Annotated in this window: 11 protein-coding genes; 4 read left to right on the top strand and 7 right to left on the bottom strand. The window is 62.3% G+C overall.

Annotation, left to right across the window (positions count from 1 at the left end):
- Window positions 1-101 precede the first annotated feature (101 nt).
- Both ISP18_RS20040 and ISP18_RS20045 read left to right on the top strand, forming a co-directional pair.
- A complete protein-coding gene (locus ISP18_RS20040; RefSeq protein ID WP_380011624.1) occupies window positions 102-2,282 on the top strand; it encodes an alpha-L-rhamnosidase-related protein in 2,181 nt (726 codons plus the stop codon).
- Window positions 2,279-3,781, top strand: coding sequence for an MFS transporter (locus ISP18_RS20045; protein ID WP_380011627.1), 1,503 nt, complete (start codon window positions 2,279-2,281; stop codon window positions 3,779-3,781). Before ISP18_RS20040 ends, ISP18_RS20045 begins: the two co-directional genes overlap by 4 nt.
- Before the next feature lie 91 nt (window positions 3,782-3,872).
- Here the strand turns inward: ISP18_RS20045 and ISP18_RS20050 are convergent, their stop codons facing one another.
- From ISP18_RS20050 to polA, 5 genes are all read right to left on the bottom strand, one after another.
- A complete protein-coding gene (locus ISP18_RS20050) occupies window positions 3,873-5,150 on the bottom strand; it encodes an RNA polymerase sigma factor (protein WP_380011630.1) in 1,278 nt (425 codons plus the stop codon).
- A gap of 52 nt (window positions 5,151-5,202) precedes the next feature.
- Entirely contained in the window at window positions 5,203-5,616 is a 414-nt protein-coding gene (locus ISP18_RS20055; protein ID WP_380011633.1) for a YciI family protein, read from the bottom strand.
- Window positions 5,617-5,628: 12 nt separating this feature from the next.
- Window positions 5,629-6,042 (bottom strand): VOC family protein, encoded by a 414-nt coding sequence (locus tag ISP18_RS20060; RefSeq protein WP_380011636.1) that lies wholly within the window; start codon window positions 6,040-6,042, stop codon window positions 5,629-5,631.
- 155 nt (window positions 6,043-6,197) lie between these two features.
- Window positions 6,198-7,289, bottom strand: coding sequence for a LacI family DNA-binding transcriptional regulator (locus ISP18_RS20065; protein WP_380011639.1), 1,092 nt, complete (start codon window positions 7,287-7,289; stop codon window positions 6,198-6,200).
- 286 nt (window positions 7,290-7,575) lie between these two features.
- Window positions 7,576-10,323, bottom strand: a complete 2,748-nt coding sequence (gene polA / locus ISP18_RS20070) for a DNA polymerase I (RefSeq protein WP_380011642.1) — start codon at window positions 10,321-10,323, stop codon at window positions 7,576-7,578.
- A gap of 150 nt (window positions 10,324-10,473) precedes the next feature.
- Here polA and ISP18_RS20075 point away from each other — a divergent pair, with 150 nt between their 5' ends.
- Together ISP18_RS20075 and ISP18_RS20080 are read left to right on the top strand one after the other, a co-directional pair.
- Complete coding sequence (locus tag ISP18_RS20075) at window positions 10,474-11,007, top strand: DUF2782 domain-containing protein (RefSeq protein ID WP_380011645.1); 534 nt, start codon at window positions 10,474-10,476, stop codon at window positions 11,005-11,007.
- A gap of 160 nt (window positions 11,008-11,167) precedes the next feature.
- Window positions 11,168-11,599 carry an EamA family transporter gene (locus tag ISP18_RS20080; protein WP_380011648.1) on the top strand — a complete coding sequence of 144 codons (432 nt, stop codon included), beginning with the start codon at window positions 11,168-11,170 and terminating at the stop codon, window positions 11,597-11,599.
- Between the two features lie 8 nt (window positions 11,600-11,607).
- On the opposite strand, the gene ISP18_RS20085 is transcribed toward ISP18_RS20080, so the two are convergent.
- Both ISP18_RS20085 and ISP18_RS20090 read right to left on the bottom strand, forming a co-directional pair.
- Complete coding sequence (locus ISP18_RS20085; protein WP_380011651.1) at window positions 11,608-12,318, bottom strand: glutathione S-transferase; 711 nt, start codon at window positions 12,316-12,318, stop codon at window positions 11,608-11,610.
- An 86-nt stretch (window positions 12,319-12,404) separates the two neighbouring features.
- A complete protein-coding gene (locus ISP18_RS20090) occupies window positions 12,405-13,301 on the bottom strand; it encodes a LysR family transcriptional regulator (protein ID WP_380011654.1) in 897 nt (298 codons plus the stop codon).
- Between the last annotated feature and the right edge of the window lie 70 nt (window positions 13,302-13,371).

Genomic DNA, 13,371 nt, shown 5'->3' on the forward strand with positions numbered 1-13,371 from the left:
CGAAATCTCCGCCGCCATGCTGCAACTGCAGCATGTGCATCGGTTCGCGTCGTGACATAACAGGGAAAGTCTATTTTGAATCACCCATCCGCGGAGTGTGCATGCTGAGCGTTGTGATGATGGCGGCCCTGGCTGCGGGCGCCCAAGGGGATGTGTGGCGCGATGACATGTCCTGGCGTGGCGCACAGGCGCACATGAGCGAGACGAAAGATGGGCGTTTCACCCTGACCGGCCCGTTCGGCAAGCGCGACATCGCTGCGCAAGGCATGCGTGTGGATACGGCGAGCCCCCTGTTCGATGGCTTGTTCGCGATGGCGCAGGACGAGCTCAAGCAGGATTCGGTCACCGCGATTCGCGACGGCGCGTTCGATCACGGCCAGCCGATTCCCTGCACCTGCTTCGAAACCGGCGCGAAATGGCCGTACGTGTGGACGCGCGATCTTTCTTATTCCATCGACTTGGGGTTGTGGAAATTCGATCCGCAGCGCTCGCGCAACGGCTTGAGCTTCAAGCTGTCGGACGTGCGTGATCCGTCGCTGCCACAAGGCCTGTATGTGATGCAGGACACGGGCTCCGGCGGCAGCTGGCCGATCAGCACCGATCGCGTGGTGTGGTTTCTCGGTGCGCAGCATTTGCTGGATGACAAGGTCTTTGCCGATAACGTCTATCGCGCCTTGAATGACACGCTGGCGCAGGATCGGCAGTACGTCTTCGATGCGGATTTCGGCTTGTATCGTGGCGAAACCTCCTTCCTCGACTGGCGCGAGCAGACGTATCCGGTGTGGACTGCCGACAACGTGGTGTTCATCGCGCAATCGTTCGCGCTTTCCACCAATGTGCTGCATTACCAAGCCTTGCAACTTGGAGCGAAGCTGGCGCAGGCGCACGGCGATGGCACCAGGGCGAAGCACTATCAGGAACAGGCCGCTGCGTTGAAAAACGCCATCCATGCGCATTTCTGGCGCAAGGATCGCGGCATGTACATGAGCTACATCGGCGGCGACGGCACACCCTACGACACCTACGATCTGCTCGGCACCGCGCTGGCGATCACCAGCGGCGTTGCCGAAGGCGACGCCGCGCGCATCGCGCTGGCGAACTATCCGACGTGGCCGGCGGGAAGCCCGGTGATCTGGCCCGAGCGGGCCGATCAGCCGATCTATCACAACCGCGCGATCTGGCCGTTCGTCAGCGCTTATGCGCTGCGTGCGGCGCGCGTAGTGAACGATCCGGCGCGCATCGCGCACGAACTGCGTTCGATCATGCGTGGCGCAGCGATGTCCGGCGCCAACATGGAGAACTACGAACTGGTCACGCAGGCCACGCACGTCGATGAGGGCAAGCTCAGCGGCCCGGTGGTCGACTCGCCGCGCCAGCTGTGGTCCGTGGCGGCCTATTTGGACATGGTGAGCGAGGGCGTGTTCGGCCTCACCGAGGATGGCCGCATCGAACCCAAGCTGCCGGCGTCCCTGGTGCCGATGCTGTTCGGCGAGCGGGAAAGCATCACGCTGCGCACACCGGACCGCACCATCACCCTGCGCCGCCCGCATGCACTGCACGGCGATCTGCTGGTGACGGATACGATCAAGCAACGCGGCACGGAAACGCTAGTGACGTTGAAAGGCATCGACGTGGCGGCCCTTCCTGTGCGCACTGACGCGCCGCTGTATGCGCCGGCTGCACCCGATGCGCCTTCGATCGACAAGGACAACAAGGGCTGGCGCGTGCAGGCGGACGGCAAGGTGGTGCTGTATGCCGACGGTCAGCGCGTCGGTCGCATCGACAGCAGTACGTATATTGCGCAAGGTGCGCAACCGCCCTGCGTGAGTGTGACCCGTGTGGACGAGCACGGCATCGAATCGCTGCACAGCCCTGCTGTTTGCGGCGGCGAACCGGTGGCGCTCGGCGACAGCTGGCCGCGCTCGTGGACTGCACCGGCTTCCGGTCGCTATCGCGTCGCATTGCGGTATGAAAACAATCATGGCTCCATCCAGACCGGCGTGACCGCGGCGGTGAAGTTCCTGGTGGCGCATTGCGGTAACGACGCACCGCAGCGTGTGCCCATCGTGATGCCACACAGCGTGGGCGAGCAATTGTCCACTTACGGCGTGATCACCGCGAAGGCCGGCACGGCATGCCGCTTCGAGTTGGAGCAAGGTTTCAACATGAGCGACCTCAGCCACTTCGCGCACTACACCGGCGGCAAGGGCGGCATCGAGGGGCCGCTCAACGATGCGCGCATCGGCGATCTCATCATCACGCCCACCACGGGTACGCCATGAATCGCAAACCGAACCTGTCGTTCTGGCAGATATGGAACATGTGCTTCGGTTTCCTGGGCATCCAGTTTGCCTTTGCACTGCAGAACGCCAACGTCAGCCGCATCTTCCAGACGCTAGGTGCAAGCGTGGCGGACATTCCCATGTTGTGGATCGCCGCACCGCTCACCGGGCTGATCGTGCAACCGCTGATAGGTTATGCCTCCGACCGCACCTGGGGACGATTGGGACGTCGTCGTCCTTATTTTCTTGCCGGAGCCGTGCTGGCGACGCTGGGTTTGCTGTGGATGCCCAACTCGGGCGCGCTGTGGATCGCCGCGGTGCTGCTATGGGTGATGGACGCATCGATCAACGTGTCGATGGAACCATTCCGCGCCTTCGTCGGCGACCAGTTGCCGACTGGGCAACGGCCGCTGGGTTATGCGATGCAGAGTTTCTTCATCGGCCTGGGCGCGGTGGTGGCGTCGCTGTTGCCTTATCTGCTGGCTCATCTTGGCGTAAGCAATACCGCCGGGGCCGAAGGTATTCCCGATACGGTGCGTGATGCGTTTTACATCGGTGGTGTGGTGCTGCTTGGATCGGTGCTGTGGACGGTGCTTTCTACGCGCGAATATCCACCGGACCAACTTCGTCTGTTTGCCGATGCAGTAGCGCCTGAGCCCATCGAAGTGGAGCGCCCCAACGCAGCCCGTTACGGATTGCTCTGGTTGGCGGCGGCATTGCTCTGTGCGTGGCTGGTGCACGCCTATCATCTGGAGCACGAGCTGTACCTGCTGGCCGGAGGGCTTGCAGCATTCGGTTTTTCGCAGTTGTGGCTGAGCGCGGGACGCGGCGGCGGCATGTTCACGCAGGTAATGACCGATCTTCACAACATGCCACCTGCAATGCGTCGCCTTGCGCTGGTGCAGTTCTTCTCTTGGTTCGCGATGTTCGCGATGTGGATCTACACCACCGCGGGTGTGGCGCAGGTGCACTTCGGCAGCAGCGATCCGCACTCGGAGGCATACAACAACGGCGCCAACTGGGTGGGCGTGCTGTTTGGTGCCTACAACGGTTTCGCGGCGGTGGCCGCCTTGGTGATTCCGCTGATGGTGCGCCGCTGGGGTTTGCGAATCAGCCATCTAGTCAACTTGTGGCTGGGTGGCACCGGACTGGTTTCGTTCCTGCTGATTCGCGATCCGATATGGCTGCTGCTGCCGATGGTGGGCGTGGGCTTCACCTGGGCGTCGATCCTCTCACTGCCGTACGCGATGCTGTCGGACAACCTGCCGGCGGAGAAGATGGGCGTGTACATGGGCATCTTCAATTTCTTCGTGGTGATTCCGCAGCTGCTCGCCGCCAGTGTGCTCGGCGTGCTGTTACGTGTGTTCTTCCATGGGCAGCCGATCTATGCGCTGCTGCTGGGCGGGGTGAGTCTGTTGGTGGCCGGGTTGACGGTGTTGCGGGTGAGTGAGCCGGCGGTTGCGGGATCGCTCAGTCCTTCGGAGAGAGGGGCTGGGTGAGTGGCGAACCGTAGTGGGTGGTGAGCGTATGCGAACCCCAGCGCTGCCATGCATGTCGTGATGTTGGCGTTCGGCTGCGCCTCACCCCAACCTACGATTGACGTGCGGCATCTGCACTGGCGGCGGCGCGTTGTTGAAGGAACTGCTTCTCCCGCACATTGCGCGCCATGGATGCGGCGCGTTCAAACTCCTCGCGCGCTTCTGTGTGGCGTTCCAAACGACTTAGCAAATCGCCGCGCACGCTAGGCAACAAATGGTAATTGCGCAGCAATGGCTCATCCGCCAGCGTATCGACTAGTGCGAGGCCTGCTGCAGGTCCCGAAGCCATTGCCACCGCCACCGCGCGATTGAGTTCCACCACCGGCGACGGCAGTACCTGCGTCAGTTCGGCATAGAGAGCGGCGATACGCGGCCAGTCGGTGACTTCTGCGGTGCGCGCACGTGCGTGACAGGCGGCAATGGCGGCTTGCAGTGCATAGGGACCGCGTGCGCCGCCCAGTTTTTCCGCGTGTTCCAATGCGGCCAGGCCACGACGGATAAGTAGCGGATCCCAGCGACTGCGATCCTGATCCGGCAGCAGGATCGGCTCGCCGTTAGGTGTGGTGCGTGCGCGGAGGCGCGATGCCTGGATCTCCATCAAGGCCATCAAACCCAGCACTTCCGGTTCCCGCGGCGCGAGGCCGGCCAGCACGCGGCCAACACGCATCGCCTCGTTGCACAGCTCCGGACGAATCCAGTCGTCGCCCGACGTGGCCGCGTAGCCTTCGTTGAAAATCAGGTAGATCACTTCGAGCACGGAGGCGAGCCGTTCGTCGCGCTCTTCGCCGCGCGGCACTTCGAAAGGAATGTGCTTTTCCGACAAGGTGCGCTTGGCGCGCACGATGCGCTGCGAGATGGTCGGCTCCGGTACGAGGAACGCGCGCGCGATTTCGTCCGTGGTCAGGCCGCCGAGCAGGCGCAGGGTGAGCGCCGCGCGCGCCTCGGCGGAAAGCACCGGATGGCAGGCGGTGAAGATCAGCCTGAGCAGGTCGTCGCCGATGTCGTCGTCGAGCATGGTTTCCAGCTCCGACTTGCCGTCCCCGGCTTCGCCTTCCGATTCGTAGGCGAGGGCTTCATGCTTGCGCTCGATCAGCTTTTTTCGTCGCAGCTGGTCGATGGCGCGATGCTTGGCGGCGGTCATCAGCCACGCGCCGGGGTTGTCCGGCACGCCGCTTTCCGGCCAGCGCTCGAGCGCGGTCACCAGTGCATCCTGCGCCAATTCCTCGGCCAGCCCCACGTCGCGCACCATGCGCGCGAGGCCGGCAATGAGCCGTGCCGATTCGATGCGCCATACCGCTTCGATCGTGCGATGGATGTCGGTGACCGTCATGGTCACCGATCACAGCACTTGCATCGCTCCGGCGCAAGTTCATGGTCTTGCATCAAGCGGCCGAGTGCCGCGGATCTTCGAAGCCTTCGGCAGTCTTGCGAACTTCAGGTGGAAAATCCGTCATCTCGAACACCTGGCGAATCTCGATGGTGTCGCCGGGGTTGAGCGGACAACGCGAAGCCCAGGCCACGGCTTCCTCACGCGAGCCCACGTCGATCATCCAATAGCCGCCCACCACTTCCTTGCTTTCGGTGAAGGGGCCGTCGACGATTTTCGGCTTGCCATCGACCGAACTGACGCGCACGCCAGCCGAAGGCGGGTGCAGGCCGTCCAGCGCCAACAGCACGCCGGCTTCCTGCAGCGACTTGTTGAAACGCATCATCTTTTCCACCGCCTCGGCGCTTGGCCTGGCATCGGACGCCGCATCGCGGTAGCCGGCGGGCAACATCAGCATCATGTAACGCATGGCGCGTTCTCCTTATTGTTCCGACGGAATGATCACCATCCAGCTGATGCCGAAACGGTCGACCACCATGCCGAAATAGGGCGAGAAAAAGGTCTGGCCCAGCGGGGCATGCACGTTGCCGCCATCGGCAAGCGCGTTGAATGCACGATCGGCTTCATCTTTGGTCTTCACGGTAAGCGATAGCGAAAAACCTTGGAACTTCGTATTCGTGTTGACGCAATCGTCAGACGCCATCAGCACGGTGTCGCCAAGGGTGAAGTTGCTGTACATGATGTGCTCGCCATTGGCGTCCGAGCCGGGGCCATCGCTCGGCGGGGCTTCTTTGTAACGCATCTTCGCGTTCACCTTGGCGCCGAGATGCTTTTCGTAATAACCAAGGGCTTCTTCGCAGCGGCCGCTGAAGAACAGGTAGGGCTGGACGTACATGGTGTTTTCTCCGTGGTTTGAATGAGCTTTTCGGATAAGCGACGAAGCAGACGGAACGAAATCGACACGATGTCGTCGCCCCGCCGCAAGCCGGAGCCCAGTGACGGTGGAGCCGTGAAAGACAACAGGCCCCGGCTTGCGCCAGGGCGACGGGTTCAGGGGGGACCGTACTGACTGGACCGCCGTACCACCAGCTTCACCGGCAGCAGGTGCGTTTCCACCGGTTCGCGGCGGATCAGGCTCAACAGGTTGTCGACCAGGGTTTCGCCGGCGAGCTTGGTGTCCTGCAGTACGGTGGTCAGCGGCGGGTTGAGGAAGCGGGCCATCGGAATGTCGTCGAAGCCTGCCAACGCAACCTGCTCGGGCACCTTGATGTTGCGGTCGGCCAACGCACGCATCGCACCGATGGCGATCAGGTCGCTGGCGGCGAACACGGCGTCGAATGGAACGTCGCGCTGGAGCAGCGTCTCGGCCGCGTCGTAGCCGGCTTGCTCGGTGCTTTCGATAGCGTCCACTTGCAGGGCGGGGTCAGCCTGTACACCAGCTTCCCGTAGGGTGGAGACGTAGCCGCGATAGCGGTCGAAGAATTCGGGATAGTGGCTGGAAGCGTCACCCAGGAAGGCGATGCGCCGGCAGCCTTGTTCGAGCAGATGGGCCGCTACCGCCTGCCCGCCCTGGAAGTTGTCGCAGCCGATGGAGACGTCCGGCTGGTCTGGCAGCACCGCGCCCCAGCGCACCGAACGCGTGCCTTGCGCGGCCAGCTTCTGCAGTTTGTCGCGGTAGGCCAGATAGTCGCCATAACCCAGCAGGATGATGCCGTCGGCCTTCTTGGTATCGGCGTAATCCGCGTGCCAGTCGTCGGATAGCTGCTGGAACGAGATCAACAGGTCGTAGCCGCGCAGAGCGCAAGCGCGAGTGATCGAGCCCAGCATCGACAGGAAGAAAGGGTTGATGTGCGAGTCGTCGGCGGTGGGATCCTCGAACAGCAGCAGCGCCAGCGTGCCTGAGTGCTGCGAGCGCAGGTTCGAGGCGTTTTTATCCACCTTGTAGTTGAGCTGGTCGGCCGCAGCCTTGATGCGTTGTCGCGTCTCCTCGCTGACCAGCGGGCTGCCGCGCAAGGCACGTGAAACCGTGGACTGTGAGACCCCAGTCAGATGGGCAATGTCGAAGGAAGTAGGTTTCCCTTTGGTGTGCACTGCGGACAACTCTTGGTGGCCGGCGGGCGGTGGCCGGTCTCGTAACGGCATCCTAACGGTTGCGTCGGCGCATGTCCTGACGCGGGGCAAGAAAAACCCCGGATAACACATCCCAGATAAGAAAAGGCCCCGCGAACTTTAGGGGGAAGTTCGCGGGGCCGGGGAATCGGAGACCCAGGGGAGAGGTCCGACTCCGGGTGGCGACCCAGGGAGGTGGGTCGCCGGGGGATGCCGTTGCGTGCATCCGTAGAGTTAGAACGCAGCAGCGGTCAAAAAGTTCACTAGAGAGTGCAGAAATACTTGCGTGGTCAGCAGGGATTCATGGATTGAGGCGCCATCAGTGCGCCTCATCCCAGTTCTTACCCACGCCCACATCCACGACCAGCGGAACCTGCAGTTCCGCTGCGCCAGACATGTGCTGGCGGATCGTATCGCGCACGGTGTCGACGGTGTCGGCTCGGATTTCGAACACCAGTTCATCGTGCACCTGCATCAACATGTGCGCGTCGTCGCGATCCTTCAACCAGGCGGCCACGGCAATCATCGCGCGCTTGATGATGTCGGCAGCGGTGCCCTGCATCGGCGCGTTCACTGCGGCGCGTTCGGCGCCGGCGCGGAAGGCTTGGTTGCGCGACTTCAGGTTCTCCAGATAAAGGCGCCGGCCGAACAAGGTTTCAACGTAACCGTCGCGATGCGCGCGTTCGCGCGTGGCTTCCATGAAGGCGTGCACGCCGGGATAACGCGAGAAATAACGCGCCATGTAGTCGCTGGCTTCGCCACGGTCGATACCGAGCTGGCGCGCGAGGCCGAAGGCGCTCATGCCGTACATCAGGCCGAAGTTGATCGCCTTGGCGGCGCGGCGCTGGTTGCTAGTAACGGCTTCAGGTTCGAGGCCGAATACTTCCGCCGCGGTGGCGCGGTGGATGTCACCGCCCTCGTGGAATGCGCGCAATAGACCTTCGTCGCCTGACAGATGCGCCATGATGCGCAACTCGATCTGCGAATAGTCTGCCGCCATCACTAGCCAGCCTTCCGGCGCAATGAAAGCCTGGCGGATGCGCCGGCCTTCCTCAGTCCGCACGGGGATGTTCTGCAGGTTCGGATCGGTGGACGAAATGCGTCCCGTCGCCACCGCGCCCTGGTGATAGCTGGTGTGCACGCGGCCAGTGCGTGGATTGACGATCTCGGCAAGCTTTTCCGTATAAGTGGAACGCAGCTTGGCCAGGCCGCGGTAATCGAGGATCAAACGCGGCAGCGCGTGTTCCTCGGCAATCGCCTCGAGCGCTTCTTCGTTGGTAGAAGGTTGGCCGGTGGGCGTTTTCAGCTTCGCCGGCAGGCCGAGTTCGTCGAACAGGATTGCCTGCAATTGCTTGGGCGAATCGAGATTAAAGTCGCGACCGGCCGACTTCCATGCTTCCTGTTGCAGCTCATGCATGCGCTTGCCGAGATGCTGGCTCTGCTTGCGCAGTTCGTTCACATCGATCAGTACGCCGCGCTGCTCCATGCTGGCCAGCACGGGCACCAGCGGTATTTCGATGTCTTCGTAGACCTTGCGCAGCTTCGGCTCACCTTCCAGTTGGGGCCACAGCGCATGATGCAGGCGTAGGGTGATGTCGGCATCTTCGGCGGCGTAGCGGCAGGCGGTATCCAGGTCCACTTGCGAGAACGAAATCTGCTTGGCGCCCTTGCCAGCGACTTCTTCGTATTTCACCGTGTCGTAGCCCAGGTATTTCTTCGCCAGCGAATCCATGTCGTGCCGCGTTGCAGTGGCGTTCCACACGTAGGATTCGAGCATGGTGTCGTGTGCCAGGCCCTGCACGACGATGCCGTAATGCGACAGGATGTTCATGTCGTACTTGGCGTGCTGGCCGACTTTCGGCCGCCTGGGATCTTCAAGGATCGGCTTGAGCGCGGCGAGCACCTTGTCGCGTGGCAATTGCGCGGGTGCGCCAGGATAGTCGTGTGCGAGCGGGATGTAACAGGCGTAACCAGGTTGCACGGAAAAACTGATGCCGACCACGTCCGCCCGCATCGCATCGAGGCTGGTGGTTTCGGTATCGAAGGCGATCAGCGGCGCGTCGTGCAGCCGCGCGAGCCATGCATCAAATTGTGCTTGCGTGGTGACGAGTTCGTACTGACCTTGCGCGGCGAGGTCAACGGACGGTTTGGAGGTATCGATGCGCGCAGGCTCGACCACCACTGGCGCCGTGGCGGGCGAAGGTGTCGTGACGACTTCCGCGGTGGCGCTGTCCAGTTCCTTTAGCGCGGCCTTGAATTCATAGCGCGTATACAACTCGCGCAGTGCTTCGATGTCGCGCTCGCGCAAGGCGAGCTGTTGTACGGTGAAGTCCAATGGCACGTCGATCTTGATCGTCACCAATTGGCGCGACAACGGCAACGCAGGCAGCGCTTCGCGCAGGTATTCGCCGATCTTGCCGCCGACCTTGTCGGCATGGGCCATTACGCCGTCGAGTGAGCCGTATTCGGCCAGCCATTTCGCGGCGGTCTTGGGGCCGCACTTGGGGACGCCGGGTACGTTGTCGACGGTGTCGCCGGTGAGGCTCAGGAAGTCGATGATCTGCTCAGGCTTTACGCCGAACTTCTCCATCACGGCGGCGCTGTCCATGGTGGTGTTGGTCATCGTGTTGACCAGCGTGATGCCTGGGCGCACCAGCTGTGCCAGATCTTTGTCGCCGGTGGAAATCAACACGTCGACGCCGTGTTCGTGCGCCTGCGTGGCGAGCGTGCCGATCACGTCATCCGCCTCCACGCCGCTGACGCGCAGGATCGGAAAGCCCAGTGCGCCGACGATTTGCAACATCGGCTCGATCTGCGCGCGCAGGTCATCGGGCATCGGCGGGCGGTTCGCCTTGTACTTCTCGTACAGCACATTGCGGAAGGTTGGGCCGGAGGCGTCGCTGACGAACGCCACGTAATCGGGTTTCGCCTTCAGTGTCGTGCGAAGCATGTTGACCACGCCGAACAATGCGCCGGTGGGTTCGCCCTGCGCATTGCTGAGAGGCGGCAGCGCGTGGAAGGCACGATAGAGATACGACGAGCCGTCGATGAGCGTGAGGTTTGGCATGCCTTTGATTCTATCGGGAATCGTAAATCGAGAATCGTAAATAAGTGGGGAGCGGCCATCCGCGAGCTTGCGACACCCCGCTTCGACGATTCACGATTTACGATTCCCGAGATTGGTATGCTTGCCATCCCCGATGAGGTGTCCCCAACCATGAAACATGCCGCCTGCTTGCTCGCCCTTTCGCTTCTGGCCACCTCGTCGGCTTTCGCGCAGACATCGTCCTCATCGTCGGCCACGCCTCATTTCGCACCTGCACCGCCGCCGCCCGGCATGAACGATCCAGGTGTGAATCCGGCCAAGGAGCCCGCTGCGGCGAGCACCAGTAGCCGGCCGGTTTCGAGCCCTGCGGAGATGGAACCCAGCCACTTGCCCGGCAAGCCGATTCCGGTGCCGAAAGTTGCAGGCGTGCCGGCCGGCCGTGACGCCAATGGCCAGCCGCCGCCGGATGTGAGGGTGCGTCAGGAAGGCGAGAACACTATCCAGGAATACCGCCAGAACGGCCGCGTCTACATGGTGGTGGTCACGCCCAAGCACGGCCTGCAGCAAATCTACAACGTGGACCCGGACGGCCACATGCTGGATCCGAACGGCCAGCCGCCGGTGAAGCCGGTGATGTACAAGGTGATGGAGTGGGGCAACACCAAGCCGGCGTCTGCATCGTCCACGGAAGATAACGGGCAGTGATGTGATGGCAGGGAACAGGAAACGGGGAACGGGGAACGCGAAGAACACGGCAGGCTGGCCGTATGTGCTCCTCAGCTACCGTCGGCGAAATCGCCTTTTTCTTGTTGCGCTTCATGATCCCTGTTCCCTGTTCCCTGTTCCCCGTTTCCCGCTCTAACTCATGAATCTGCGCGAAAGCTGGCTGCTGTTCGCTCTGGGCTCGGCGTTTTTCGCCGCGCTGACGGCGCTGTTCGGCAAATTGGGCGTGGCGGGTATCAATTCCAATCTCGCCACGTTCATCCGCACCGTGGTGATCCTCGCCGTGACGGCGGGCATTCTCAGCTTGCGTGCAGAGTGGGCAAAGCCTGCCGGCTTGCCGTGGCATAGCTGGATGTTTCTGGTGCTTTCGGGCATCGCCACCGGGCTGTCGTGGCTGTGCTATTACCGCGCGCTGCAACTGGGGCCGATAAGCAAGGTGGCGCCGATCGACAAGCTCAGCGTGGCGATGGCGATCATTCTTGGCCTCGTGGTGCTGGGCGAAAAGCCGAGCTGGTCCGTGCTGATCGGCGGCTTGCTGATCGTGGCCGGCTCGCTGGTCATCGCCTTGTTTTGAGGCGTCGCTCAGCGCGTCGGATCAAGCTCCGCATAGTGGCGGAAGATGCCTTCCTCGTTGAACGGAATACGCCTTGGTGACGCCAGGTATGCGGCGATGTTTGGCCGTTCTGCGACGCGCTCGGCCAGGGCGCGCAAACGCGGAATGCGTTTCTGCATGCGGCGCATGGCGTTCGGAAACGCGTAGTCGAGCCCGCTGATCAGCTGGAACAGCGACAAATCCACATAAGAATGGCGCGAAAGTGCTTGCCGGCCATTGCCACGCTCGATGACCTGTTCAAAATAAGCCAGGAATTTTGGCAGGCGCTCCTCGCGAAACACTTGGGAACGCTTGCGCGCCGCCGTGCGCTGTTCTTCGTAGTACTGGCTGGCGGCGATGGGATGATGCGTGTCGTGAATTTCCACAATGAAATCGGAAATCGTCATCTGCAGTTGCTGCGCGTAGATTTCCGCCGACTGCCCGCCCGGCACCAGGCCGAGGTGCGGGCCGAGATAAGCGAGAATGGTGACCGTTTGCGCAATCACCAAGCGGCCGGCCTTGAGGAATGGTGGCGCAAAAGGCAACGCACCTTCCTGCCTGCCGCGCAGGAACGGCATGATGGCGTTGTCGCCGCGTTCGCGCGCCACGTCGACGTAGTCGACACCCGCGTCTTCCAGCGCCAGGCGCACGTATTCGCCGCGGCCCTGGATGCCTGACCAGTAATAGAGTTCGTAGCGCATGAGGCTTCTCCGGAAGGACGGCCAAAGGAGTGCGACCACCGAAACGTTGCATCCGCGAATTTGTTGTAAGCGTAAGAAGCAAATCTTCAACGCTGTGTGAGCGGGCCTTTGGTGGCCAGCTCGCGCAATCGATTCCACACCAGCGCCGCCAATGGCGACAGCGAGCGCTGGCGGCGATGAATCAACGTCACGGCGCGTTGTTCGGTAGGCGTCAATGGCCGCACAGCAAGTGTTGGCGGCGGTGATGAAAGCATGGGCGTCACGGTAACGCCCAGCCCCACTTCCACCATGCGGAACGCCGTATGTGTGTGACCGGTCTGTTGCACGACGTGCGCCTGTACACCGTGCTTCTGCAAGGCCTGGTCGATCAGTCGCCGGCTGCCGGAGGAATAATCCAGCAGCACCAGCGGCTGGCCTTGCAGATTTTTCCATGGCACGGTCTTGTGCCGTGCCAGCGGATGATCCGGGCGACAGGCCAGGCGAAACGGGTCGCGCATGATGATTTCGCTGTCGAAATCGCCGGCTTCGGGCGGTTCGATCGCGATGCCGAAATCCACCTCGCCGCCGCGCACGCTGTCGAGCACCAGGGTTTGCGCCTGGTCGTGCAGCTGGATCGTGAGCTCTGGATATTCGCGCGCGCAATCGGCGATGCAGGCCGGCATCAGGCTAGCCGACAGCGTGGGCACTGAAGCGATGCGGATTTTGCCGCGTCGCCGTTCGCCTTCGGAATGCACGTGATCGAGCACGCCTTCGAGTTCGTCCAACACGCGCTCGATTGCGCTTTCCAGATAGCGGCCCGCTTCGGTAGGGAGTACTTCGCGTGTGCTGCGATCGAATAGGCGCACGCCGAGTTCGGCTTCCAGATCGGCAATGTGACGGCTGACCGCCGGTTGGCTGAGATGTAGGTGCTCGGCCGCGCGGCGAAAGTGGCGCTGCTGCGCCACGGCCAAGAATACCCGCAACTGCCGGAGGCTGATATTCATGCTCATTGTGAATCAATGAATACAATAAAGTGATTTGATTAATCAATACCGGCACGCTGAAATAGCCAGC

The sequence above is a fragment of the Dyella humi genome (genome assembly GCF_044904605.1).
In the GTDB taxonomy this organism is placed as follows: Bacteria; Pseudomonadota; Gammaproteobacteria; order Xanthomonadales; family Rhodanobacteraceae; genus Dyella_B; species Dyella_B humi.